Annotated in this window: 21 protein-coding genes; 8 read left to right on the top strand and 13 right to left on the bottom strand. The window is 68.6% G+C overall.

Annotation, left to right across the window (positions count from 1 at the left end; all coding sequences use genetic code 11):
• Positions 1-15 precede the first annotated feature (15 nt).
• The 3 genes from FMP39_RS30650 to aspS form a co-directional block, all read right to left on the bottom strand.
• The gene (locus FMP39_RS30650) at positions 16-1,071 is read right to left on the bottom strand and encodes a DUF72 domain-containing protein (RefSeq protein WP_141593631.1); all 1,056 of its coding nucleotides are present in this window, start codon (positions 1,069-1,071) and stop codon (positions 16-18) included.
• Between the two features lie 169 nt (positions 1,072-1,240).
• Positions 1,241-2,167: a diacylglycerol kinase family protein gene (locus tag FMP39_RS30645; RefSeq protein WP_141593630.1), complete on the bottom strand. Its 927-nt coding sequence runs from the start codon at positions 2,165-2,167 to the stop codon at positions 1,241-1,243.
• Positions 2,168-2,318: 151 nt separating this feature from the next.
• The gene (gene aspS / locus FMP39_RS30640; RefSeq protein ID WP_141593629.1) at positions 2,319-4,139 is read right to left on the bottom strand and encodes an aspartate--tRNA ligase; all 1,821 of its coding nucleotides are present in this window, start codon (positions 4,137-4,139) and stop codon (positions 2,319-2,321) included.
• Between the two features lie 236 nt (positions 4,140-4,375).
• Between aspS and FMP39_RS30635 the strand changes: the two genes are divergently transcribed.
• The 3 genes from FMP39_RS30635 (at position 4,376) to FMP39_RS30625 (ending at position 6,853) form a co-directional block, all read left to right on the top strand.
• On the top strand, positions 4,376-5,665 hold the full coding sequence (locus tag FMP39_RS30635; RefSeq protein ID WP_141593628.1) for a hypothetical protein: 1,290 nt from the start codon (positions 4,376-4,378) through the stop codon (positions 5,663-5,665).
• Positions 5,666-5,682: 17 nt separating this feature from the next.
• Positions 5,683-6,441 (top strand): hypothetical protein, encoded by a 759-nt coding sequence (locus FMP39_RS30630; protein ID WP_141593638.1) that lies wholly within the window; start codon positions 5,683-5,685, stop codon positions 6,439-6,441.
• A gap of 184 nt (positions 6,442-6,625) precedes the next feature.
• Positions 6,626-6,853 carry a YHS domain-containing protein gene (locus FMP39_RS30625; protein ID WP_141593627.1) on the top strand — a complete coding sequence of 76 codons (228 nt, stop codon included), beginning with the start codon at positions 6,626-6,628 and terminating at the stop codon, positions 6,851-6,853.
• Between the two features lie 12 nt (positions 6,854-6,865).
• On the opposite strand, the gene recJ is transcribed toward FMP39_RS30625, so the two are convergent.
• The gene (gene recJ, locus FMP39_RS30620; RefSeq protein ID WP_141593626.1) at positions 6,866-8,578 is read right to left on the bottom strand and encodes a single-stranded-DNA-specific exonuclease RecJ; all 1,713 of its coding nucleotides are present in this window, start codon (positions 8,576-8,578) and stop codon (positions 6,866-6,868) included.
• 226 nt (positions 8,579-8,804) lie between these two features.
• Between recJ and FMP39_RS30615 the strand changes: the two genes are divergently transcribed.
• Positions 8,805-9,407 carry a hypothetical protein gene (locus tag FMP39_RS30615; RefSeq protein WP_194858627.1) on the top strand — a complete coding sequence of 201 codons (603 nt, stop codon included), beginning with the start codon at positions 8,805-8,807 and terminating at the stop codon, positions 9,405-9,407.
• 111 nt (positions 9,408-9,518) lie between these two features.
• On the opposite strand, the gene secF is transcribed toward FMP39_RS30615, so the two are convergent.
• From secF to FMP39_RS30585, 6 genes are all read right to left on the bottom strand, one after another.
• Entirely contained in the window at positions 9,519-10,697 is a 1,179-nt protein-coding gene (gene secF, locus FMP39_RS30610; RefSeq protein ID WP_141593624.1) for a protein translocase subunit SecF, read from the bottom strand.
• Between the two features lie 23 nt (positions 10,698-10,720).
• Entirely contained in the window at positions 10,721-12,493 is a 1,773-nt protein-coding gene (gene secD, locus FMP39_RS30605; protein ID WP_141593623.1) for a protein translocase subunit SecD, read from the bottom strand.
• The gene (gene yajC / locus FMP39_RS30600) at positions 12,493-12,849 is read right to left on the bottom strand and encodes a preprotein translocase subunit YajC (RefSeq protein ID WP_090494344.1); all 357 of its coding nucleotides are present in this window, start codon (positions 12,847-12,849) and stop codon (positions 12,493-12,495) included. The genes secD and yajC overlap by 1 nt, the downstream gene beginning before the upstream one ends.
• Before the next feature lie 142 nt (positions 12,850-12,991).
• Positions 12,992-14,191, bottom strand: a complete 1,200-nt coding sequence (tgt, locus tag FMP39_RS30595) for a tRNA guanosine(34) transglycosylase Tgt (protein ID WP_090494346.1) — start codon at positions 14,189-14,191, stop codon at positions 12,992-12,994.
• Positions 14,192-14,196: 5 nt separating this feature from the next.
• Entirely contained in the window at positions 14,197-15,285 is a 1,089-nt protein-coding gene (gene queA, locus FMP39_RS30590; RefSeq protein WP_194858626.1) for a tRNA preQ1(34) S-adenosylmethionine ribosyltransferase-isomerase QueA, read from the bottom strand.
• Positions 15,286-15,346: 61 nt separating this feature from the next.
• Positions 15,347-16,450 (bottom strand): SpoIID/LytB domain-containing protein, encoded by a 1,104-nt coding sequence (locus tag FMP39_RS30585; RefSeq protein WP_141593621.1) that lies wholly within the window; start codon positions 16,448-16,450, stop codon positions 15,347-15,349.
• Positions 16,451-16,522: 72 nt separating this feature from the next.
• Here FMP39_RS30585 and FMP39_RS30580 point away from each other — a divergent pair, with 72 nt between their 5' ends.
• The 3 genes from FMP39_RS30580 (at position 16,523) to FMP39_RS30570 (ending at position 18,040) form a co-directional block, all read left to right on the top strand.
• Entirely contained in the window at positions 16,523-17,011 is a 489-nt protein-coding gene (locus FMP39_RS30580) for a hypothetical protein (protein ID WP_228558475.1), read from the top strand.
• Positions 17,012-17,133: 122 nt separating this feature from the next.
• Positions 17,134-17,457 carry a hypothetical protein gene (locus FMP39_RS30575; protein WP_228558474.1) on the top strand — a complete coding sequence of 108 codons (324 nt, stop codon included), beginning with the start codon at positions 17,134-17,136 and terminating at the stop codon, positions 17,455-17,457.
• Positions 17,458-17,539: 82 nt separating this feature from the next.
• Entirely contained in the window at positions 17,540-18,040 is a 501-nt protein-coding gene (locus FMP39_RS30570; RefSeq protein WP_141593619.1) for a hypothetical protein, read from the top strand.
• Between the two features lie 52 nt (positions 18,041-18,092).
• Here FMP39_RS30570 and FMP39_RS30565 read toward each other — a convergent pair whose 3' ends face one another.
• The 3 genes from FMP39_RS30565 to FMP39_RS30555 all read right to left on the bottom strand — a co-directional run bounded on the left by FMP39_RS30565 (position 18,093) and on the right by FMP39_RS30555 (position 23,636).
• Positions 18,093-19,337 (bottom strand): KamA family radical SAM protein, encoded by a 1,245-nt coding sequence (locus tag FMP39_RS30565; protein WP_090494357.1) that lies wholly within the window; start codon positions 19,335-19,337, stop codon positions 18,093-18,095.
• Positions 19,337-20,707 (bottom strand): KamA family radical SAM protein, encoded by a 1,371-nt coding sequence (locus FMP39_RS30560; protein ID WP_141593618.1) that lies wholly within the window; start codon positions 20,705-20,707, stop codon positions 19,337-19,339. The genes FMP39_RS30565 and FMP39_RS30560 overlap by 1 nt, the downstream gene beginning before the upstream one ends.
• Before the next feature lie 97 nt (positions 20,708-20,804).
• Positions 20,805-23,636, bottom strand: coding sequence for a serine/threonine-protein kinase (locus FMP39_RS30555; RefSeq protein WP_141593617.1), 2,832 nt, complete (start codon positions 23,634-23,636; stop codon positions 20,805-20,807).
• Between the two features lie 1,130 nt (positions 23,637-24,766).
• Here FMP39_RS30555 and FMP39_RS38225 point away from each other — a divergent pair.
• Entirely contained in the window at positions 24,767-25,126 is a 360-nt protein-coding gene (locus tag FMP39_RS38225; RefSeq protein ID WP_141593616.1) for a DedA family protein, read from the top strand.
• Positions 25,127-25,255: the final 129 nt, after the last annotated feature.

Here is a 25,255-nt window from a genome sequence, read left to right as displayed (position 1 = left end):
AGTGGCAAGTGACACTCAACGGGGGGTGGCCTGACGCTCGGCCTCTTCCCGCCTGCCCAGGACGACGCGCTCGGCCAGTTTGATAGCGGACAGTGGCGCGCTGCCCTCGGCCTTGTTGTTGATGGTGATGAAGGTGGGCTTGTCCCGGCGCAGCGCCGCCAGGCACACCCGGGCCAGGACATCGCGCGTGGGGACGTCCTCGTCCACCAGTTGATTGAACGGCGCGTAACGCGCGCGCGCCTCTTCGTAGCCGAGGTCCGGCGGGAGCATCCACCGCACCACCAGCGCGCGGGATTCGAAGGCGCGAGTGAGCTTCGCCTGCCGGCCCACGGGCGGCATGTGCGCCCACACCGCCAGCACCGGACTGACGCCCACGTCCGCCAGCGCCTGGGCCAGCCCCTCCGTGAGCAGCTCCTCGTTGCGCAGCTCCACCGCGTACAGCGGCCCCTTCGGCAGCGCGGCGAAGAAGGCGTGCAGGCGCTCCACGAAGCGCGCGGGCCCGCCGAGCGCCTGCGGGTCCTGCGGCGGGAACTGGAAGACGAGCGGCCCCGCCTTCTCCCCCAGCCCCTCCACGAAGGGCATGACGACGGCCTCCGAGGCGTAGGCGGCATGGAGGAAGCGCTCGTTGGTTTGTCCCCGCTGCGCGCCGTAGCGCTCGTGCAGCGGGAAGCGCGCCAGGGTGCAGACCTCATGGGCCTTCACCAGGAAGCGGAAGGTGTCCGGCACCTGGGCGGCGTACTCGGCGAAGGCGCTGGAGGCGATGGGGCCGTAGAAGGTCCGGTCGATGCCCACCGTGCGCAGCACCGGGTGGTGCGCGTAAGCGGCCAGTCCCTCCCGCGCGAGCTGTGAGGCGGAGGCCTCATGGTCATAGACGATGCCGGACCAGCCCGGGAACGTCCACGAGGACGTCCCGAGGAACACCCCCTGCGGCAGCTCCCGCCCCAGCGTGGCCAGCGACTCCGGCACGGCCGCGGGCTCCACGGGCTGCGAGCCCTTGCGGCCCTTGGCGGGCGGCTCCACGGCGGCGCCGGTGAAGAGGTCGAGCTGTGCGGGTCCTCGCTCTTGAGGCATGGCGCGTCTCCTGGGCCAATACAGCAGGCACCGCGGGCACGGTGCCGAGCGTCCAGCGCACCTAACGCCGGACGCCACGGGATGCAGGAGGTTGCCTCAGTCCAGCCCCACGTCCCAAGTGCCATGTCGCTCGACAGGCGACCGGGCGACGAATCGGGGCGCGTGAGCGCTACAGCACCTTGAGGCGGATGGCCCCGGGCAGCAGCGTCATGGTGCACGGGAGGCGGCCCGGCGTCTCGCCATCCACGTCCAGGAAGACGTCGCCGCCGTCCACGGGCTCGGCGCGCAGGGTGCGGCAGCGCAGGCGCCGGGTGCCCTTCCAGTTCACGTGCGAGCCGTTGTAGACGCCCTTCGACTTGAGGATGAAGTCGCTCAGGCTGTAGTTGGACCAGATGGTGACGTCGAAGAGGCCGTCGTGGGTGACGGCGTCCGGCGCGACGAACATGCCGCTGCCGAAGTAACGGCCGTTGGCCACGGCCACCGCGGTGACACTCACCACCTCTTCCGGGCCCCCGTCCACCGACAGCCGCACCTGCCGCTCTGAGTACTTCACCAGCCCCTTCAGCGTGCCCCACATGAAGCTCAGGTGGCCGCCCAGGGCCTTGCTGCTCTGGTTGACCTCCTGGGCCACCACCGCGCTCACACCGAACGAGGCGATGTTGGCGAAGTAGCGCGTGGCGGGCTGGCCCGCGTGGTCGATGAACTCCAGCTGGCCCACGTCGAACGGCTCTGTCGTGCCGGAGCGCAGCCGCTCCAACGACGAGGCCAGCTCCAGGTCCCACCCGAAGGTGCGCCGGAAGTCGCCACCCGTGCCCCGGGGAATCAGCCCCAGCGCCGCGTTCGGATTCAGCGCCTTGCCGTCCTCGAAGAAGCCGTTGGTGACTTCGTTGAGCGTGCCGTCGCCACCCACCGCGACGATGCACTCGTACCCGTCCAGGAGCGCCTGGCGGGTGATGCGCGCCGCGTCCATGCCACCCTGGGTGAAGCCGTGGCCGAAGTCGCCCAGCGCCCTGCCGACCTGCGCGGAAATCTCCGCCCAGCGCTTTCCCGTCTGCCCGTTGGCGCTGCGCGGATTGACCACGAGGAACGTCTTCATCTGGCCCTACCCCTCCCTTGGCCCTCCCTGTTTACGCGGTTGCGCACCGGCACTCCACTCCGTGGCCATGTTCAGGGCACGGCGGGCCCGCCGCCACCCCGCGTCAAAAGGGGTGGCGGGACCGCGCGAGCGAGGGCTCGCGTCTGACGGACTAGGCCTTGGGCGCCACGGGCACCGGCCGCACGTGAATCTCACGCAGCTGCCGGTCATCCACGTCGCCGGGGGCGCCCGTCATCAGGTCGGTGCCCGTCTTCGACTTCGGGAACGGAATGACGTCGCGCAGGGACTCGGCGCCCGTGAGCAGCATGGCCAGCCGGTCCATGCCCAGCGCGATGCCGCCGTGCGGCGGAGCGCCGAACTTCAGCGCGTCCAGCAGGAAGCCGAACTTGGCGCGCGCGTCCTCGTCGCTGATGCCCAGCGCCTTGAACACCTCCGCCTGCACCTTCGGGTCATGCAGACGGATGGAGCCGCCGCCAATCTCGAAGCCGTTGAGCACCACGTCGTAGCGGTGGCACTTCACCCGGCCCGGGTCCGTGAGCAGGTAGGCCACGTCCTCGTCGTGCGGACGCGTGAAGGCGTGGTGCGCCGCCGCCCAGGTGTTCGTCTCGTCGTCGTACTCGAACAGCGGCGGGTTCACGACCCACAGGAACTTCCACTGGCCGCCGCTGCCGTACTCCGGAATCAGGCCCAGCTTCTTGGCCACGTGCACGCGCAGGTTGGCCATCACCGTGTGGACCAGCGCCTCCTTGCCGAACTGGAACAGGAGGAGGTCGCCCGTCTTCGCGCCCACGGCCTGGTTGATGGCCTGCCGCAGCGCGGGGCTGATCGTCTTGGACAGCGGGGACTGCGTCCACTCGCCCCCCTCCGCCACCTTCGCGCGGGCCAGGCCCTTGGCGCCCGCCTGCTTGGCGAACTCCTCCAGCTTGTCGCTCTCCGCGCGGCTCATCGCCTTCTCCGCGGGGACGACCATCGCCTTGACGATGCCCTTGTTCTGCACCGCCTCCCAAATCATCGGGACGCCGCCGCCCTCGCCGTGCTCGCGAATCAGGTCGGTGAGCACCACGTGCTCCAGCCCGAAGCGCAGGTCCGGCTTGTCGTTGCCGTACTTGGCCATGGACTCGTAGAAGTCCATCCGCATGAAGGGCGTGGGGATGTCGATGCCCAGCACCTCGCCCCACAGCTTCTTCAGCAGTCCCTCAATCATCGTGAAGATGTCGTCCTGGGTGACGAAGCTCATCTCCACGTCGATCTGCGTGAACTCCGGCTGCCGGTCCACGCGCAGGTCCTCGTCGCGGAAGCACTTGACGATCTGGAAGTACCGGTCGAAGCCCGCCACCATGAACAGCTGCTTGTAGAGCTGCGGGCTCTCCGCCAGCGCGTAGAACTTGCCCGCGTTGAGACGGCTGGGGACCAGGAAGTTGCGCGCGCCGCCCGGCGTGTACTTGCCCATGAAGGGCGTCTCCAGCTCCAGGAACCCGTTGCCCACCATGTACGAGCGCGTCAGCGCGTTCATCTTCGAGCGCGTCATCAGCGAGTGCTGGAGCGGCGCGCGGCGCAGGTCCAGGAAGCGGTGGGCCAGGCGCTTCTCCTCGGACGTGTCGATGCTGTCCTCGACGGGGAACGGCGTCGGCTCCGAACGGTTGAAGATGGTGAGGTCGCTGGCCCGGACCTCGATTTCACCCGTCTTCATCTTCGGGTTCACGTTCTTCCCGCGCGAAACGACCTTGCCGCGCACGCCCACGCAGTACTCCAGCCGGAGGCTGCCGGCGAGCGCGTGCGCCTCCGCGTGGTCCGGCTCGAACACCACCTGCGTGAGGCCATCCCGATCTCGCAGGTCGATGAACACCGCGCCGCCGTGGTCTCGGCGGTTGTGCACCCAGCCGAAGAGGACGACTTCCTCGCCGACGTTGGTCGCGGTGAGCTGACCGCAAGTGTGGGTACGCTTGACCTCGGAGATGAACGGGACTGCCATGGCACCGCCTGCTGGATTCGAAGGGGGGAGAAGGCGAAGCACCATACGGATCGCGGAAACGACGCGTCAAGGAGTCCGAGCGCCCCGGGTCCGCCTCAAACCGTCGGAATCAGTGCGGATTCCGGGTTCCAAAGCCGCCCGCGAGCCCGGGCGCACCGGCCGGCCGGCCGCCGTGCTCGCGAATGTGGCGGCCGGGGGGAATACACGTTCCGGGCGGTCCGGAGTAAAACGGCGGCATGCTCCGAACAGTCATCGCCTCGACCGCCGCGCTCGGACTGGCCGCCAGCTGTGCGCCCGATTCGACCGCGCCCGTCAAGGTCAGTGCCCTGGTGCTCTCCAGCAATGGCCAGTACGTCCCCCAGGAGGTGGAGCTGAAGACCATCTCCGACATCGTCGGCCTCAAGGGCACGGTGGCCGACCTCCAGGGAGGCGCGCGCATCGTCATCGACTCCCAGGACCCGGACCTGAACAACGCCACCACGCCGGAGGGCTACGCCAACGCGCTGCTCAAGAACGCCGGCCGTGACGTCAGCGCCAACTACATCTCCCAGGGCGGCGTCCTCTGGCCGGCGGACTTCCACACCTGGAACATGGTGACGGCGTACTACAGCATGGAGCGCGCCTACGATTACTTCCGCGTCGTGGGCAACATCCCCGCTGCGGACTTCAAGGACCCCGTCACCACGTACTACTTCCCGGAGTTCGTGCTCGCGGACGTGGACAAGGACCCGATGAGCGACAACGCCATGTACTTCTCCGTACTGGAGTCGTTCCTGGTGCTGCCCTTCGACAAGCTCCAGCGCGCCCCGCTGGCCATCAACGCCGGCGTCATCGCCCACGAATACGCGCACCGCGTCTTCAACCTGAAGGCCTACAACGGCCAGCAGTTCCCGGAGGCGCTCACGCTGTGGCAGCAAGCCGGCGCCAGCCCGGGCGCCAACATCCTCAAGTCCTTCGACGAGGGGCTCGCGGACTACCACGCGTACGGCGCCACCTGCCAGACGACCCAGGGCGGCAAGGGCTGTGACTCGCGCTTCTTCTCCACGTCCTTCCACGGCAACCTGTACGGGCAAGTCACCGAGGACCGGGACCTGGCCCGCGTGGACCGCTGCATGGACGCGTCCCTGCTGAACCAGTTGTACAACCAGAACCTGAGCGCGTTCAGCGGCAACGAGTACCGGGTGGGCACGCTGCTCGCCAGCGCGCTCTACCAGGCCGGCGAGGCCACTGGTCAGCGCGACGTGCTGCTGCGCGCCATCGTCGCCTCGTACAACGACGAGAGCACGACGACGCCCGGCCTCTACCAGCTGGCGCGCGCCACGCTGGCGGACCAGTCCCGCTTCACCCTGGCCGTGGCCGCCAGCGCCATCATCACCCACATCACCGACCTGCGCCTGAAGGAGGCCGTCTGCAACGAGCTGATGGACCACCTCCAGATTCCGCGCGAGCAGCTCGTCGGCAACGACCCCAACATGTGCCCGCCCAGCACCGCGGGTGGCACCACCTGCCCCCGCCTGGACCTGTGAGCATGAGGACTGCTTCCGTGAAGACGTGGCTCTTGCGTTGCGCCCTGGGCAGCCTCGCCCTGTCCGCTCCCGCCCTGGCCCAGGACGAGGACGACCCCTACGCCTACCCGGACGAGGAGCCCGCCAACGACGCCTCCGACTCCTATGACGGCGTCCGCCCCAAGGTGGACGAGGCGGACGACTTCCGCCGCGTCTCCGAGCAGGAGTACGACGACGGCGAGGACGGCTTCAAACCCCTCTCCGGGCTCGACGACCCGAACCTGGGCGTGGCCATGGAGTTCATCACCGGCGCCCTCTTCCTGGACAGCCCGCGCGGCCGGGCCGCGGAGACGCGCCTGGGCCTGGGCGTGCGCGCCACGTGGGAGTACGGCCGCATCCTCGACAACGAATCGCTTCGCGAGGCCCTCTGGGCCGACGTGCGCTGGACGTTTGGCGGCACCAGCGACGGCACCGACTTCATCCAGGGCAAGACGCACCTCCACTACTTCACCATTGCCCCGGCCTATGAGCTGAAGCTCGGCAAGTCCGACTTCGGCTTCTTCGCCCAGGCGGGTGGCGGCATCGCGTACACGTCGTCGACCATCACCATCGACACGGTGGAGACCAAGGTGAGCGGCAGCAAGCCGCTGCTTCAGTACGGCGTGGGCTTCCGTGGCCGGCCCCGGCTGACCTCCTCCGGTAACTTCCGCCTCGCCTTCCGGCTGGAGGCCATGGGCTACCGCCGGGGCTACCACAACGACTTCTTCCTGGGCGGCAGCCTCGGCACCGCCTTCTGAAGTCGCCTTCACCGGCCGCTCGCCGCGCTGCATCCGGCGGGCGGCCATGAAGTTTTTTCCACCACCTCCCCTCTTCGCCCGTACCCCCTCCTTGCGACTTCAAGGAGTTGGGACTGGCACGCCGTGTGCTCCTATTTCCACCGGGATGGGAACCTGGGTTCCCCTGGGGGCTGGGAGGCGAGCGATGAAGAACGCGCAGGGACAGGGACAGCACTTGGACCCCGTATGTGGGAAGGCCTTGGACACACCCGAGGGCCGTCCCACCGCCGAGTACAAGAAGCGCCGTTACTTCTTCTGCTCGGAGCGGTGCCGCCACGCCTTCGAAAGGCAGGCGGAGCGCTTCCGCTTCAACGAGCTGGCCCGCGTCGGCGCGCTGATGACGCCGGGCCGCGTCCGCTGGGGCATTGCCTGAGCGCCGCAGCCGCTAGGCGGCCACGCGCAGGTCCTTGAGCCGCAGAGACAGCTTGCGCTGGCCTCGGAACGTGTCGAAGCCGGCCTGAAACGCCAGGTCCACCGGGCCATCCACCAGCGTGGCCCGGTCCGCCATGTTGAAGCCGATGGCGTCCAGCTCCGGTGCGTCCGCCAGGGCCAGCTTGAGATGGCCGCTGCCGGTGCCGGACTTGGGCTGCAGCACTCGCGGGCGAGCCACTTGCCGGCGCAGCACCAGCACGGGCTCCGGATTGCCCTGCCCGAAGGGGCCCAGCCGCTGGAGCGACTCAACGGCGTGAGCGTCCAGCTCGTTGGGATTCACCACCGCGTCCACGCGGCACCGGGGGATGAGGTCCTCCGGCGTGAGGCGCTGGTAGGCAATCTTCTCAAAAGCCTCCCGGAAGGCGGGCAGCCGCTCCGCGTCGATGGTGAGCCCCGCGGCGTGCTTGTGGCCGCCGAAGCGCGTCAGCAGCTCCGCACAGCCACTGAGCGCGTCATGGAGGTGGAAGGCCTCGATGCTGCGCGCCGAGCCCTTCCCCACGCCGTCCTTCACCCCCACCATGACAGTGGGCCGGTAGAAGCGCTCCACCACGCGCGAGGCGACGATGCCGATGACGCCTGGGTGCCAGCCTTCGTCGTACAGCACCAGGCCGCGCGCGTCCTTCAGCGACTCCGCCTGGGCCAGCGCCTGCGTGAGGATGCTGCTCTCGATGCCCTGGCGCTCCGCGTTGGCGCGATCCAACACCGCGGCCAGTGAGCGCGCCGTGTCCGGGGACTCCGAGCACAGCAGTTGAAGTCCCAGCGAGGCGTCATGCAGCCGGCCCGCCGCGTTGATGCGGGGCCCCAGGCGGAAACCCACCTGCCCCGCGGTGACGGAGGCGTCCGGGTCCATGCCCGCCACTTCCTTCAAGGCCCGCACGCCCGGCCGGCGGCCCGCGCTCAGCTCCTGGAGGCCGTGCGTCACCAGGATGCGGTTGGCGCCGGTGAGCGGCACCACGTCCGCCACCGTGGCCAGCGCCACCAGGTCCATCATGGACCGGAGGTTGGGCTCCTTCCGGGTGGCGAAGAAGCCCTCGTCGCGCAGGCGCTTGCGGATGCCCATGCAGAAGTTGAAGGCCACGCCCGCGGCGCACAGCGCCTTCGTCGGGTACTCGCAGCCAGGCTGGTGCGGATTGAGCACCGCCACCGCGGGCGGCAGCGTGGGCGGCACGGTGTGGTGGTCCACCACCAGCACGTCCAGGCCCAGCTCCTTGGCGCGAGTGATTTCCGCCACCGAGGTGATGCCGCAGTCCAGCGTCACCAGCACCCGCGTGCCCTCCGCGGCGATGCGCTCCACCGCGCCGACGTTGAGGCCGTAGCCTTCGTCCAGCCGGTGGGGAATGTACGTCGCGGGCGGCGCGCCCAGCTCCTTCATGAAGAGGTACAGCAGCGACGTGGAGCAGACGCCGTCCACGTCGTAGTCACCGTAGAGCGTCACCTTCTCCCGCGAACGAATCGCCCGGATGATGCGGTCCACCGCCCCCGGCATCCCCTTCATGCGGAACGGGTCCGGCAGGTCCGCCAACCGGTCCGACAGGAACGCCGAGGCGGACTCAGGGGTGCGGTAGCCACGGTGCAGGAGCACCTTCGCCGCGAGCGGGTGCAGTGACAACTCCCCCGCGAGGGACGCCACTTCCTGCTCGACCACATCTGGAAGCAACCACCGCACGCTCGACGCTCCTCCTCGCCTTCTCCGAGGGGAGTTGGCGGGATGAATTGGCTACGAAAGCGACAGTACCTCAGACGTCTGACCAGGACAGTCCAACCTTGAGCCCGACACTTCCCCTCCTGCACAGGCGTTCAGACAAGCGCACGTGTGGTGGCACGCTGGTTCACGCACGGTCGGTCGCCGGTGAGCAGGTTCAAACGCACACCCGAAAACAGTGAGGTCGAGCATGCATCCAAGAGGTATCCGGGCCGCCACGCTGGCCCTGGCATTCGCCACGCTGGGCACCGCGGGTTCGGCGGCCGCGCAGGAGCGGCGCGACGGCAAACGCGGTGACCTGAATGTGTTCCTCCGCGGTGGCGTGGGCGACTACACCGGAGGCCTGGGCGACCTGACGAGCACGGGCCCGGCCTGGGGTGTGACGCTCAACATCCAGCCCACCACCTTCCTCGGCTTCGAGGTGGGCTACGAGGGCTCACGCAACGGCCTCACCGACAGCCGCCTGCTGGAGCAGCCCTCGCTCGTCCGGCAGGGCGGCAGCACGCTGGTGAAGGTGTCACCGCCCTTCCTCACCACCGTCCGGCCCTTCGTCGGCGCGGGCCTGGGCGTCTCCCACATGAACGTCCGCGGCCCGGTGGAGGACCTCTACCAGTCGGACACGACGCCGGAGGTACCCCTGGCCGCGGGCGTGGAGTTCAACCGCGGCGCGCTCACGGCGGGCATCCGGACCACGTACCGCGTCCTCCTCAGCGAAGGCTGGGCGGACGGGGCCGTGGAGGACGCCAACGGTGGCCTGCTGGACGCCTCGCTCACGCTGGGCGCGCGCTTCTGACAGGCCCCCTGAAACACCGAGGGCCCTGCTTCCCGTGAAGGAAGAGGGCCCTGTCGGTGTCCATCGCCTGAGGCCTTCCTCAACGGAAGGAAGGCCTCAGGTGCGGGTGGCTCACGCTGCGTTCGGCTGCTGGTGGTCCACGTTGCCGCTGGCGCGCAGACGGGCTTCCTTCGCCGCGGCGCGCTCGTCCAGCCAGATGGTCAGCGGGCTGGCGATGTAGATGGTCGAGTACACACCGACCACGATGCCCACCAACATCGCCATGGCGAAGTCGAAGATTTCGCCCACGCCGAAGATGAGCAGACCGATGAGCGACAGCGCCGTGGTGCCGGAAGTGATGATGGTGCGGCCCAGCGTGTCGTTGATGGCGATGTTGATGACCTCCGCGAAGGGCTTGCCCTTGAACTTGGCCATGTCCTCGCGGATGCGGTCGTAGATGACGATGGTGTCGTTGACGGAGTAGCCGACCACCGTCAGCAGCGCCGCGATGGCCGTCAGGTTGAACTCGCGCCGGCTCACCAGGTAGTAGCCCGCCACCATGATGACGTCATGGACCATGGACAAGAGCGCGCCCGGACCGAACTTGAAGTCGAACCGGAACGCCACGTAGATGAGGATGGCGACCATCGAGTACAGCAGGGCCATGACGCCGCGGTTGCGCAGCTGCTTGCCCACCTGCGGACCGACGTAGTCCACGCGGCGCTGCTCGAAGTCCGGCTTCTCCAGTCCGGCGTTGAGCGCGGCGAACACACGGTCCGCCATGCCGCTGGCCACCACCTGGTAGTCGTAGCCCGTGCCGCCCTGGGCCTCGCCCAGGTCACGCACTTCCTGCACGCCGATGCCCGCCGACTCCACCGCCTTCTTGACGGTGTCGGAGTCCATGGGCTGCGCCGCGCGGAAGCGGATGATGCCGTTGGGCAGGTCCGAGTAGACGTTGCGCACGCCCCCCAGCGCCTCCAGGGCCTCCTTGCCCTTGGCACCGCTCTCCTCGTTGAGCTGCGTGACGCCGCCCATGCGGAGCAGGAAGGTGTTCTCCTCCGCCGCGCCGATGTTCTGCACGCTGACGTCCGGCAGGCCGCCCTTGTCCGCGCGCTCGCGGACCTCCTCGGCGGTGATGGGGTGGTCGAACTTCACCTCCACCACCGTGCCACCCGCGAAGTCCACGCCGAAGTTGAAGCCGAAGGCGGCGATGCCGACGATGATCGCCAGGTTCAGCAGCGTGGAGAGAAACAGCGCGGGCTTGCGCTTGCTGATGAAGTCGATGTTCGTCTTGTTCTTGAAGATCTGCATGACGGTTCCCGGACTCCGGCCGGTCAGACGGAGACGACCTTCGCGTTACGACCGTGGACGAAGTAGGTCATGATGACTCGCGTCACCGTGATGGACGTGAACAGCGACGCCAGCAGGCCGATGATGAGCGTGGTGGCGAAGCCTCGCACCGGACCGGTTCCCGTGAAGAACAGGATGAAGGCGGAGATGAGCGCCGTCACGTGCGAGTCGAAGATGGTCCAGAAGGCCCGGTCGTAGCCCTGGTCCACCGCCGCCCGGGCCGACTTGCCATGCCCCAGTTCCTCGCGGATGCGCTCGTTGATGAGCACGTTGGCATCCACCGCCACACCCAGCGTCAGCACGAAGCCGGCGATGCCCGGCAGCGTCAGCGTGGCGTTGAAGAAGGCCAGTCCCGCCAGGATGAGCAGGCCGTTGAGCAACAGCGCGAGGTCCGCGATGAGGCCGGAGGCCTTGTAGTAGACGGCCATGAAGAGGATGACCAGGCCCAGGCCCAGCACCGCCGCCAGGCCACCCTTCCGGATGAGCTCGTCACCCAGGCTGGCGCCCACCTGACGAATCTCGCCCACCGTCACAGGAGCAGGCAGCGCGCCGGCCTTGAGCACCAGCGCCAGCGTCTGGGCCTCGCCCAGCCACTCCTCGAAGGTGCGGCCACCCATGCGGCCCATGGTGATGCGGGCCGAACCGCCGCTGATCTTCTCGTTGATGTTCGGCGCCGTCTGGACGTTCTCATCCAGCACGATGGCCATGCGGCGGCCCACGCCCTGCTCGGTCAGCCGCTCGAACTCGCGCGCGCCCGCGGGGTCGAAGGAGATGTTCACCTCCGGCTCGTTGAGCTGGCTGATGTTCGCGTCCGCGCTCGCCAGGCTCTCGCCGGTCAGCGGCACGTTCTTGTCCAGCAGGTAGGAGCGGTACGAGGTGCACTCGTTCTTCTTCACCGGGTTGGCGATGCACTCGGTGAGCACCACCCGGTTCTCCGGCACCTTGTCCTTCGTGTACTCGGTGATGGCCTCACGCGTGGGGGCCTGGAGCTGCGGGAAGCCGCCCTCCGTCGTCAGCGTGATGTCGCTGCCAGCCGGCGGCGGGGTGGCCTGGAGCAGCTGCGCGAAGAACTGCGGGTTGGAGTCATCCACCATCCGGAACTCGAGCTGCGCGGTGGTTCCCACCAGCTCCTTCGCCTGCTCCGGGTTGCTGCGGCCCGGCAGCGAAATCTGGATGGAGTCGGCGCCCAGCTTGCGCACGTCCACTTCCGCCACGCCCCACTTGTCGATGCGGCGGCGGATGACGAGCATCGCCTGGTCCACCGCTTCCGTCCGGAAGACGTTGGCCTGGCTCTCGTCCTGCACCAGCGTCAGCGAGGCGCCGCCGCGGCTGACTTCCTTGAAGTCAGTGAAGGTGGCCAGGACCTCCTTCTGGATGGCGTCCATGGTCCCCGGGTCCTTCGCCGTCAGGGTGACCTCGAGCTTCTCCGGATCCGTGTCCGCCGTCACCTCGCCCAGCTTCTTGTCATTGACGTAATTGACAATCTGCTGCGCGCGGCGCTCGGTCCGCTTCTGGAGCGCCGTCTTGGTGTCCACCCGCATCACCATGTGGATGCCGCCCTGGAGGTCCAGCCCCAGGTTCAGGCGGTACTTCGCGGGAGGCGCCCAGCTGGGCATCCGCTCCTCGAGCACGGCCAGGTTGTTGCGCTGGTCCCGGTCGAGAACGACGAGCGAGTAATAGGTCGGGATGAGGAACCAGATGCTGCCCAGCGTCACCGCGACGATGAGTCCGAACTTCCACCACCAGCCGCGGTCCATCACTTCTCCTCCTTCTTCTCTCCGGCCGCCGTCGCGGGGGCCGCGGGCGTGCCTTCCGCCACCGCGCCCTTGGCGCTGATGGCCGTCTTGAGCACGCGGATGCGCACGCCGCTGGAGACCTCCAGCGTCACGGTGCGCTCATCCACGAGGTGGATCTTCCCGAGGATGCCCCCGGAAGTGACGACCTCATCACCCTTCTTCAGCGCGGAGAGGAGCGCACGGTGCTCCTTCAACTGCTTCTGCTGCGGGCGGATCATCACGAAGTACATGATGCCCACCAGGATGACCAGGAAGCCCAGGGTGCCCAGGGGATTGCCACCACCGGCCTGCGCCAGAATCAGAAAGCTCTCAGCCACACACTGCCTCGTCGGTTGAGGAAAGCTTGGGATGGAAGGCCCCCGATTTTGTTCGAGGAAACCATCCGAAAGGGGGCCCTCTTAGCAAGGGGGGCCCATGTGAGCAAGTGAACGCGGGAAGCCGGGCAATCCATCCGCCCGGTCAGCGACCGCGGGTCCGTTCGGCCTCCTGCGCCTTGGCACGGGCACGGAATTCCCGGGCAAAGGTGGCGAACCGGTCCTCTGCCACCGCGCGCCGGACTTCTGCCATCAGTCCCAGGAAGTAGTGGAGGTTGTGAATCGTGTTGAGCCGCATGGCCAACAGTTCCTGGGCGGCGAAGAGGTGCCGGAGATAGGCCCTGCTGAAATTGCGGCAGGTGTAGCAGGAGCACGCGGGGTCCACCGGCCGGTTGTCCCTGGCGTAGGCCGCGTTCCGGATGACGACCTTGCCCTCCGAGGTGAAGAGCAGGCCGTTGCGCGCGCACCGGGTGGGCAGGACGCAGTCGAACATGTCCACCCCGTGCTCCACGCAGGTGACCAGGTCCACGGGCGTGCCCACGCCCATCAGGTAGCGCGGCTTGTCGCGGGGCAGCAGGGGCGCGGAGTAGGCCACGCCGTCATGCATGGCCTCCGGGGCCTCGCCCACGGAGTAGCCGCCCAGCGCGTAGCCGGGCAGGTCCACCGCGCACACCTCCTCGGCGTGGCGCTTGCGCAAATCCTCGTGCAGGCCGCCCTGGACGATGCCGAACAGCGACGAGCGCTCCCGGCTCCAGGCCTTCACGCACCGGTGCAGCCAGCGGGTGGTGCGGGCCAGCGACGCCTCCAGGTAGGCCCTGTTCTCGGTGGAGGGCGGGCACTCGTCGAAGGCCATGATGACGTCGGCGCCCAGCGTCTCCTGGATGTCGATGGAGCGCTCGGGCGTGAGGAAGTGCCGCGCGCCGTCCAGGTGCGACTGGAAGGCGGCGCCCTCCTCGGTGATTTTGCGCTTCTCGGACAGGCTGAACACCTGGAACCCGCCGCTGTCGGTGAGCATGGGCCGGTTCCACGACACGAAGCGGTGCAGGCCGCCCATCTCCCCCACCAGCGCTTCGCCGGGGCGCAGCATCAGGTGGTAGGTGTTGCCGAGGATGATCTGCGCGTCCAGCGTGAGCAGGTCGTCCGGCCCCACGCCCTTGACGCTGCCCACGGTGCCCACGGGCATGAAGATGGGTGTCTCCACGGGGCCGTGCGGCGTGTGCAGACGCCCCCGGCGGGCCTTCGTTCCCGACGCGTCCTCGTGAAGGAGCTCGAAGCGGACCATCCCCGGCTCCACGCGGGTGTCGCCCTTGCCACCTGACTGCTTCGCTTCCTGCTGCTCGCCCATGGCGTTCACTCCGACACCAGCATGGCGTCGCCGTAACTGAAGAATCGGTAGCCCGCGCGGACCGCCTCCGCGTAGGCCTCCAGCGTGCGCTCCCGTCCGAGCAGCGCGCTCACCAGCACCACCAGCGTCGAACGCGGCAGGTGGAAGTTGGTGAGCAGCAGGTCCACCTGACGGAAGGCGAACCCGGGACGGATGAAGAGGGTCGTCTCGCCGGGGCCCGCGCGCAGCCGCCCCGTCTCCGGGTCGGTGGCGGACTCCAGGGTGCGCACCACGGTGGTCCCCACCGCCACCACGCGCCGGCCTTCCGCGCGCGCCGCGTTGATGGCCTTCGCGGTGGCCTCCGGAACGGTGTAGCGCTCCGGGTGCATGTGGTGCTTGTCCAGGTCGTCCTCACGCACCGGCAGGAAGGTGCCCGGCCCCACGTCCAGCGTCACCAGCGCCCGGTGCACGCCACGCGCCTCCAGGGCGGCCAGGGTCTCCTGGGTGAAGTGCAGGCCCGCGGTGGGCGCGGCCACGGCTCCGGAGGCGCGCGCGTACACGGTCTGGTAGCGCTCCGCGTCCGCGGCGTCCGGCTCCCGGGTGATGTAGGGCGGCAGCGGCAGGCGGCCCGCCGCGTCCAGCAGCGCGGCCAGCGAGGCGCCCGGGGGCGCGTGGAACCGCACGCGGTACTCCCCTCCTCCCAGCGCCTCCTGGATTTCGGCCTCCAGGCCGCTGGCGAACGTCACGCGCTGTCCGGGCTTGAGCCCCTTGGAGGCCTGCCCCAGACAGACCCAGTCGAGCGACTCGGGGGCCGCCCCGAGCGCCGCCGAGGTCAGCGTGTTCTGGGCGGCCGGGCGCACGACGAGCAGCTCCACGCGGCCACCGGTGCCGGCCTTCTGGCCCAGCAGGCGCGCGGGGATGACGCGGGCGTCGTTGAGGACGAGCAGGTCCCCGGGGCGCAGGAGCTCCTGGAGGTCTGCGAACCGGCGGTGAGACCAGGTGCCGCTGGAGCGGCTGATGATCATCAAGCGCGACGCGTCCCGCTCGGCCAGGGGAGCCTGGGCGATCTGGGATTCGGGCAGCGCGAAATCGTAATCAGAGAGACGGGACGACACGGGGGTGGCGCTTGTAGCAGCCCCCACGCCGTCGCGGAAAGCGCGCCGGACGCGGGAGGCGTCAGTAGAGCTGCTGCAGCTCGGCCCCGGGGTAGTAGTGGGAGAGGATCTCCCGGTACTCCCGGCCTTTGTCGGCGAGCGCCTTGGCGCCCCACTGACACAGGCCCGCCCCGTGGCCATAGCCGCGACCGGTGAACACGTAACCGCGCTCGGTGCGTTCCACCTCGAAGTCCAGGCTCTTGAGCCGGGTGTAGCCAAGCTTGCGGCGCAGCTCCACGCCGTCCATGGAGGCGCCGTCCGCCAGGGTGACGCGCGTCACCCGGCGCGTCCGCGTGCGGGCCGCCACCTTGAGCCCCTGGGCCGGGTGGCGAAGCGCCGCCTTGATGTCCGCGTCGGAGAGCGTCGCCGTCCAGCGGCTGGCGGGGAGCTTTCCGCAGGGGCAGTCGACGGGCCGGAGGTACGGCAGGTCGCGCTGCAAGGCATCGAGCCCCGACTCCGTCCGGCCGCCACACGAGGCATGGAAGTACGCCTCGATGGGCGCCAGCTCGTACGTGAGCACCTGTCCCCGCGTGGCCTCGACGGCGGCCTTGGTGCGAGGGTCCTCGCGGTTGACGCCGCCATAGACTTGATGGAGCACGCTGCTGCCCAGGTGGAACGCGTTGCTGTAGGCATCCAGCTTCTTCTGGAGCGCATACGTCCGGGCGGCCACCGCCTGGGCCTTGAGGGCCTCCGGGGGAAACGACACGGGCATCTCGCTGCCCAGCACGGCGGCGAGGTAGTCCTCCAAGGGAATGACGTTGATGAGCTGCAGCCCACTGCGGTGCAGGCGCACCACCACATCGCCGCGGACCTGCGCCGCGCCCGCCTTGAGCGGCTCGGTGCCAGGCGCGGCCGAGGCCTCCGACATGCCTGCGCGGAAACGGACGGAGTCGCCCTCCACGGGTGTGCCGTTGACCTCGATGCGGCCCCCCTTGCGGCGGACGTTCGCATGTCCCGAGGCGATGGGGGCGAAAGTGGCCTCCTCGCTGTCGGGACCGGAGGCCAGCCCCCGGCCGCTGATGCGTACCTCGCTGCCCGCGTCCTCGATGGAGATGCGCAGGGTCTCCACGGCGAGCACGCCCGAAGGGACCAGCAGGAGCAGGACGAGTGCAACAGGTCGCAACATGGCCCCGAAGTGTAGAGGCGTGGGTGCTCGCCTCAAGAAAACGTCCGGCGGATGGGAGAGGATGGCTCACCCGTGACGTCACCTCCGCGCCCTGCCTTCGCCACGACCTTCATCACCGCCCTGCGCGAGCTGGAGCCCCGTCCCTCCGCGATGCTCACCCTCCGGTTGGTGGAGGGCCGCTCGCGGGAAGCCTGCGCGACGCACTACGGCATCCCCGCCCAAGCCTTCTCCGTGCTGCTGCTGAGGGCCGCCATCGCACTGGCCCTGCACCGGGGCGCCCCCGCCCGCGAGCCCGCCAGTGAGGACGAGGAAGCCGCCTGGGCACGGATGCTCGCGGACGCGCTCGAGCGCCAGGACGCGAAGTTCCCCGCCGCGCTGGCTCCGGTGGTGGAGACGTGCCGAGAGCTCCAGACGCTGGCGCCCCAGGTCGCCACAGGCTTGGAAACAGCGGAGCGGGAGGCCCGCGCGTCGCCCCAGCGTCGCCGCGAGGAGTGGCTGCGGCGGCTCGCGGTGGCCTTGCTGCTGGCGATGACGGCCTGGCTGTACCTGTCGAAGCCCTGAGGCCCTTCGGCGCCCCGCCAACGTCCACCGGTGCACACCACGCCAGCCCGTCCCTGAAGGAACGACACCGCGGGCCGGCGCCGCTGGACGCCAGGGGCCGCGGACACATAAGGGAGGCGACCATGCGCGCCCTTCCACGGATGTTGCTGGCCTGCGTGCTGCTCACGGCCTGCGCGAAGCAGGTGGACGCCCGCGTCGCGGGCAACGACGACGCGGCCATCGACTCGCTGTCCCTGCGGCTCGAGGAGCTTCGGACGCGCGATGCCCTGGACGACGCGACGTGCGCGGACCGCTGTTCGGTGGGAACGCAGACTTGCGAGCTGGCGGAGTCGCTGTGCGCGCTCGTGGCGCGCCATCCGGACCGGGACGACCTGCCGCCCCGCTGTGCCCAGGGACAGGAGCAATGCGCTACTGCCCGGAATGTCTGCGCGCGGTGCGGGCCCTGAGCGGCACGGCCCGGGTGCACAGAAGCAGGCTCCGTGTTTAGACTGCGACGGTTCCCGCTGTCCTGAACGAGGTCGTCCCGCCATGTCCCCCCGCTCTGCCCTGCTCCTGGTCGCCTCGTGGCTCGTCATTCCAGGGCAGGCCCTCGCCGCCGACAGCACGGAGCTGACTCCGGAGAAGGTGGCGAAAATCCGCCGCGACGAGGCCCAGGCCCTGGCCGAGGTCAACGCGGAGTACGGCAACCGCAAGTCGTCGGAGATGAGCACCGCGGAGCGCCGGGAGGCCATCGACAAGCAGAAGGCCGCCTCGGCGTCGGTGCTGGAGAAGCACGGCGTGTCGGGCAAGGACTTCGCGCGTTACGAGGCGCGCATGTCGCCAGAGGACAACGCCCGCGCGAAGGCGGAGGACCAGCGGCTGGAGGAGGCCGCCAAGGCCGCGAAGAAGCCCGCGGCCGCGGCCGCCCCGGAAGAGGTCCACGTCCAGCAGGGCTTCAGCGACCAGGATCCGGTGGAGCTGGAGGCCATGGAGGGCGCGGAGCCGGCCATCGACGTCGGCGTACCGAAGGACGCCGAACTGCCGCAGTAGGCCTCTTCTGAACGACAGGCGCGCGGTGGCGAACCCCCACCGCGCACGCGGCTCAGCCCTTGCGGTAGCCGTAGCGCGGGGCCCGCTCCTGCCACACGCCGTCATACGGGCAGGTGCAGTCCGTCTCCTCGGGTTCCGGGTACGTGAAGCGCTCGCCCTTGTAGTTGCGGAACACCGTCTCCTGCGCGCCGTACTCGACGGCGTAATCGGGCTGGAGCGTCACCTTCCCACCGCCCCCCGGCAGGTCCACCGCGAGGTGCGGCACGGCGAGGCCAGTGGTGTAGCCCCGGAGCTGCTGGATGATTTCCAGCCCCTTGGCGATGGGCGTGCGCAGGTGCTCGCAGCCCTCGGCGACGTCCATCTGGTGCAGGTAGTACGGCCGCACGCGGCTGCGCAGCAGCAGGTGCGACAGCTCCTTGATGATGCGCGCGTCGGAGTTGAGCTGCCGCATCAACACGGCCTGGTTCTCCACGGGCACGCCGTGGTCCACCAGCCGCTCGCAGGCCTCGCGCGCCTCGGGCGTCACTTCCTTCGGATGATTGAAGTGCGTGACGACGAAGACGGGCGCGTAGCGCCGGAGCGTCTTCGCCAGGGCGTCGGTGACGCGCATGGGCAGACACACGGGGACGCGCGTGCCGATGCGAATCATCTCGACGTGGGGAATCTCGCTGAGCGGCGCGAGCAGCTCCTCCAGCCGGGAGTCGCTGAGCATGAACGGGTCCCCGCCGGAGATGAGGACGTCGCGCACCTCGGGATGGCGCCGGACATAGTCCACGCCCCGGCGGAGCTGTTCCTTGGAGAGCTCCGCCACCCCGCCCTGCGTGATGCGCCGCCGCGTGCAGTGACGGCAATAGACGGAGCACGTATCCAGCGCGAGGAAGAGCACCCGGTCCGGATACTTGTGGACGATGCACTCCTCCGGGCGCGTCTTGTCCTCACCCAGCGGATCCGCGAGCTCGCCCGGACGGACGCGCGCCTCGGCCCTCACCGGGATGGACTGCATGCGCACCGGGCAGAACGGATGCTCCGGGTCGATGAGGGACAGGTAGTACGGACTGATGCCGATGCGGAACAGCGCGGACGTTTCCTGCACGCCCGCGCGCTCGTTGGAGGTCAGCGGGACGTACCGCTCCAGCTGCTCCAGGCCTCGCACCGCATGCCGCTGCTGCCAACGCCAGTCCGCCCACTCCGCGTCCGTGGCGTTGGGAAACAGCCGTTTGCGCCCTTCGGCGCTGAGCGACGCGCGAGCGGCCGCCGGCTCCGGCGGGAGACCCGCCGGAAGCACTGAGGTATCCATTACGCCGCCTTCTGCTGCTCCCGCCACCAGGCCTGACCCGCCTCGGACAGCTGGTCGATGGGGTCGAAGTATTCGTACTTCCGGCTGAGCGCGTCCGCATCGTTCAGTTCGATGCCGGTCCGGTAGTTCTTGGTCCAGTACGAGATGCCGCGCTCGCGGTCATACTCCGCCACCTGGTGGACCCAGCGCTTCCCGACGAAGGGCACGTCACAGACGATGCGCGGCGTGGCGAAGCCCGGCATGTAGCCCATGATGTCGTGCTGCAACTGCTGCGCCTGAGCCACCGACAGCCGCCAATGCTCGCTGTTGGGGATCATGTCGCACATGTAGAAGTAGTACGGCAGGATCTTCGCGTGGTCGAGCAGCGTGAAGCACAGGTCCAGCAGCGCCTGCGGGCTGTCATTCACACCGCGCAGCAGCACGCCCTGGTTGCGCACGTCACGGAAGCCCATGTCCAGCAGCTTGCGCACGGCCTTGCCCACCAGCGGGGTGAGCTGCTGCGCGTGATTGACGTGCGTGTGCAGCGCCAGGTCCACGCCGCGCTCGACGGCCTTCTTCGCCAGCCGGTCCAGCCCCTGGAGGACGGAGTCCTGGAGGAAGTGCTGCGGGATGGCCATCAGCCCCTTGCTGGCCAGGCGGATGTCCCGGATGTTCGGGATGTCCATCAGCGAGCTGACGAACGGCTCGAGCTGCTGGATGGGCAGGTTCGCGATGTCGCCACCCGACACCACCACGTCGCGCACCGTCGGCGTGCGACGCAGATAGTCGAGCATCTGCGCGTAGCGGTCCTTGGGCCCGATGCCAAACTTGTGTTTGCTGACCTGCGGCACGTCATTGCCCACCAGGTCCATGCGCGTGCAGTGACCACAGTACTGCGGGCAGGTCGGCAGCATCTCCGCCAGCACCTTGGTGGGATACCGGTGCGTCAAGCCCTCCACCACCCACATGTCCTGCTCGTGAAGACTGTCACGGCTGGCCTTGGGATGGTTGGTCCACTCCGTGAGGCGGTCCGCGTAGGCCGGGAGCATGTAACGACGCACCGGGTCACGCCACAGGTCCTCAAGGTTCATGGTGTTGAGCATCTGCGGAGGCACGAGCAGCGACATGGTCGCCCGCTCGCGCTGGTCGCGCTCCATGCTCTCAGCCAGGTCATCCGGGAGCAGAGCCCCCAGCGTTGCCTTGAGTTCCTTGAGGTTCTTGATGGTGTGCTTGCGCTGCCAGACGGAGTTCTCCCAGTCGGCGGCGGACACGTCCTTGAAGCCAGGAATCCGCCGCCAATCGGGCTCGATGAACTCCCGGCGGTGGGGATACGTAAAAGGCTGTTCAGCGGGGCCAGCCTCAGGCTTGGCCCGGATGGGCGTCGTTTGCATGGCGCATCACCTCTAAATTGCTCGCGGGCGAGGCGTCATAACGCGCCCATGCCCCACTTCGGTCAACAATCGAAGGGGGCATCGGATGCCCGCCTTCTCACTCGATGGGAACATTGACCAGCTTGGCTACATTGTCTTCCGTGATGTCGACCACCACGGGCTTGGTCGTCTTGCCGTTGAGCTTGAACGAAATCTTCCGCTTGCCCACCGGTAGCATCAACGGACTGCCAAGTGTCACCGGTGTCTGGCGATTCGTCTTCTTCCCATCGACGTAGATGTCCGCGCCCGCCGGCTTTGTGCTGCAGGCGAACTTGCCCATCACCTTGGGGGCCCTCGGCGGCTTGGGGGCAGGTGGAGGCTTGGGCGCAGCCTGGGGCGGCGGCCGCACGTTGGCCACGGTGGGCTCGGGCTGCGGCTCCTTCGTCATCTCGAACGCGACCGTGACCTGCTGGCTGCTGCCGTCCGCCTTGAACTCACCGGAGTACGGCTTGTAGCCCGCGAGCTTCGCCGTGAACGCGTAGGTCTTCCCCACCTCCAGGTTCGCCATGCGCGCGTCTGGAATCCGCCCCAGGCGCTCGCCATTCACGGCGATCTCCGCGCCGTCATCACCCTTGAAGACAGCTGCGACCTGGACGGGCGCGGGAGCCGGATCCGTGGCGGGAGGCGGCGTCTGCCCATTGTCGACAGGCGCGTTCTCAGGTGCCTCGTCGCCGCCCGGAGCCTCCGCGGGAGCGGCGGGCTCGGTGGTCCCCGCGGCAATGACGACGCCCGGGTTCGTCGGCGGTGCCACCGGCGGCTTGTTCTCGGGCGGCGGGGCCGCCTGCGGATCAGCTTCCAGCGGAAGCGAAACGACGATTCTGCTTCCGGCGACGACATCCACCGTCTTGGCCGCGCTCTGCTGCCCCGGAGCGCTCGCAGTGACCCGGTACTGCCCTGCCGGGAGTGCCAGCAGCGTGTTGAGCTGAACCTCCTGGCCATTCAGCTGGATGCGCGCGGAAGGGTTGGACGGGGACACCATGAAGGTGACCTCGCCCGTGGACGGCCTGGTGGCCATCACCACGCCGACGACGAGCAACAGCACGATGGCCGCGGCGGCAGCGAACAGCACCGGCTTCGGCAGCGTCTTGAGGTTGAGCGCGGGCTTCGCCTTGGCGGGGACCTTCGTCTTCGCCTTCGCCTTCGCCTTCGCGGGCACAGTGGCCTTCGCGGGTGGAGGCGCCTCCTCCGGAGGGAGGGGAACCGAGCCCGTCACCTCTTCCTCGGGCTCGTTCAGGTCGTCGTGCGGGTGACCCTCGTCACCGTAGTCGTCCTGAGCGTCGTAGCCGGCGCCACTGTCGTCCTCGGGCGGCTGCTCGTAGTCAGACGGATCCTCCTCGGGCTCGGGAGCGCGCTTTCCTCCCCGGCCGCGGCCCGCCACGGGGACTGGCCTGCTGCCCGTCTCTTCGTCCAGCGAGGGAGACGAGCCGCGCGAGCGCGTCGGCGGCGCGGACGGCGCGGGGCCAATCATCGTGGCGCCCGAGTAGGCCTCGCCTTCCTCGTTGCTGATGACGACCTGCGCCTTGGGGCCACTCTTGCCCTTGCGTGAGGACGTATCGGGCGCGGGGGCGCGCAAGGAGTTGTAGGAACCGGACGTCCCATGGTCCTGGATGGGGTTCTCCGTCCGGCCCGTGATGCTGTCGTCCACCACGACGCTGCTGTCGGCAACGCGGGTTTCGGGAGACATGAACGCATGCGACGAGTCGACAATCTGCGTCTTGTCGCCCGCGCCGACGCCCATATCCTCGAGCTCCTCGGCGGTGGGAGGCGGGATGTAGTCCTGGACAGGCTGCGCCGGCGAGGTGGACGCACGGCCCGCGGGCGTTCCCGTCACCACCACGGCTGGAGGGGGCGCACGCCGCGCCGCCTGCCGGTTGAACCCGGGAGCCACCGTGATGCCCGAGGCCTCGATCTGGTCGGGGCGCTCGATACCGGCATAGCGCTCCATCTTCTCCGCCTCGCGGAGCATGTCCTCGGCGAACGCCTCCTTCATGTAACTGGAGAGGTGCTTGGCCGAGTAGATGGCGTCACCGGCCAGGAGGAACCGCATCAGGTCCTCGGCCATGTCGGACGCCCACTGGTAGCGGTCCTCGGGTTCGCGCGTGAGCGCCTTGAGGACCACCTTCTCCAGGCCCTGCGGGATGCTCGGGTTGAACTCGCTGGGGAGCGGAACCTCCGCGTTGCGCACCTTCTCCAGGGTGGAGAAGTCCGACTCGCCGACGAAGAGCTTCTCGCCCGTGAGCATCTCGTACAGCAGCACGCCCACGGCGAAGATGTCGCTGCGCCGGTCGATAGGCATACCCCGGACCTGCTCCGGGCTCATGTACCCGAACTTGCCCTTGAGGATGCCCGCCTGCGTCTTCTGCGAACGGTTCGCCGCCTTGGCGATACCGAAGTCGATGACCTTGACCTCACCCTCATAGGAAATGAGGATGTTCTGGGGCGACACGTCGCGGTGGATGATGTGGAGGTCCTGCCCGCGGGCGTCCTTCTTCCGGTGCGCGTAGTCCAGGCCGTCGCAGATCTTGGAGGCGATGAACACCGCTTGGGCGGTGGGCATGATCTCCTTGCGACGCCGGTAGCGCTCCAACATGGTCCGGACGTCTCGTCCGGCGACGTACTCCATGGCGATGAAGTAGGTGTCGTCGTACTTCCCGAGTTCGTTGATGTGCACGACGTTGGCGTGGTTCAGCTGAACGCTGATCCGCGCCTCGTCGATGAACATCGTGATGAACTCTTCGTCCTCCGCCATCGTGGGGAGGATCTTCTTGATGGCCAGGATGCGCTCGAAGCCCTCGACGCCGAAGGCCTTCGCGATGAACACCTCCGCCATGCCGCCGACGTTGATGCGCTCGAGGAGCAGGTACTTCCCAAAGAGGGTCGGCTTCTTCATCTCGTGGAGCGGCCCGGCACCGGGAGGCGCGCACCGCGACAGGCGGTGCGCAGACCGGGCGGAAACCTGGACTCTAGTCGCAGCGCGGACGGCGAGTCAAACATGCACAGCAGCCTGAAACCCCAACGAATCCGGTAGCTTGAGCCCTCCGAGCACCATCCGGACCTCGCCACGGAAATGTCATGCTCCACAACGCGCGGCGGCAGGCGCGCAGAGGGGGGCTCAGAGGTCTGTTGGAGCGCTGTCGCGGGTAGGCGCATGTCGCCTGTATCAGCAGGTCGGAGCGCCCCCTGCCTGGGGCCCCCAAGCGGAGTGATCCATGATCCGGCGGCAGCGGGACCGGGCGTACCTGCCACCTGGCGTCGCTGAAGTCGAAGCTCTCCCGGCTGGGTTTTCACCGGGCCTACGAGGCGCCTCCATTTCCCGCGCACGGACAGCCCAGCCGCTGGCGACGCTCCCGCCCCGCCGCTGGCGCATTTGCCATCGAGGCCTCTGGAACCAGAGCCAAGGCGAAGGAGTGCATACGGGCCTCGCACTCCAAGCCACCCAACGCAGGGGCGACGAATGGAGGACCGTCGACACCTCAGCGCCCCAAACGCCCTCCCGAGAAGCGCCGCACCTTCCTGTGCAGTCCTCGGCATTGGGCAGAGTGTGTGGCTGAGACTCACCAGGCGCCCCAGGCGCCACATGCCCTGGACCGAAGGGGGCACGGCTACTTCAACTGGCGGCGGCCCCCGATGCAAACGAGCGGGAGCGCAAACCAGAGCGTCTGCCCGCTAGCGAAACTGCCGCGAATGTCGCCAAACATCGGCGCGCCCAGCATGCCATTCCCTGGCCTTGGCGCTCGCAGGCGCGATCGCCGGAGTGCTCCGCGGACGCACAAGACGTTTGCTCACCGCCCGAAAATTGGGGCTCGCGCAGCCCGAACAGCCACGGATGAAGAAGCGCCTGACTCCCTCAACGACCGAAGGTTGGGCCCGAGCTGTACGAGCATCCTCGGGTGAAGGAGTTCCTGACTCCCTCAACGACCGAAGATCGGGGCTCGCACAGCCCGAACAGCCACGGATGAAGAAGTGCCTGATTCCCTCAGCGACCGAAGGTTGGAACCAGCGCTGTACGAGCATCCACGGATGAAGAAGCTCCTGCCGCCGGAACGCCTCGAGCGACTGGCCCAGATCTCCGCGCGCCACGATGGGCGCTGCATCTTCGTGGGGCGCTTTCTCGCGGTGCTGCGCGGGGCGGTGTTCATCATGGCCGCGGTGCATGGCATGCGGCTGCGCGACTTCCTGCTGTGGGACGGGTTGGCGCTGTGCCTCAGCGCCCCGCTGGTGGTGGCACTGGGGTACGCCTTCTCGCACAGCGTGGACGCGGTGGCGAAAGGGGCCGCGCGAGCCGAGCACCTGCTGGTGCTGGCCACGACGGCGGCCTTGCTGACAGTGGGGGGCGTGCGCCGGCTGCGCACGCGGCGCCTGGCCCAACGCCCGCGGTGACGCGCGGAAACCCCACGCGCCCCAAAACGGAAAACCCCCGGTGTCCACGAGGGACACCGGGGGTTTCTCAAAAAGAATCCGGCAGCGACCTACTCTCCCGCGCGGTTTCCCGCGAAGTACCATCGGCTC

The sequence above is a fragment of the Myxococcus sp. AB056 genome (assembly GCF_006547365.1).
GTDB classification, from domain to species: Bacteria; Myxococcota; Myxococcia; order Myxococcales; family Myxococcaceae; genus Myxococcus; species Myxococcus virescens.
Note: the sequence above shows the minus strand (reverse complement) of the source record. Positions and strands in the feature narration are given on the sequence as shown.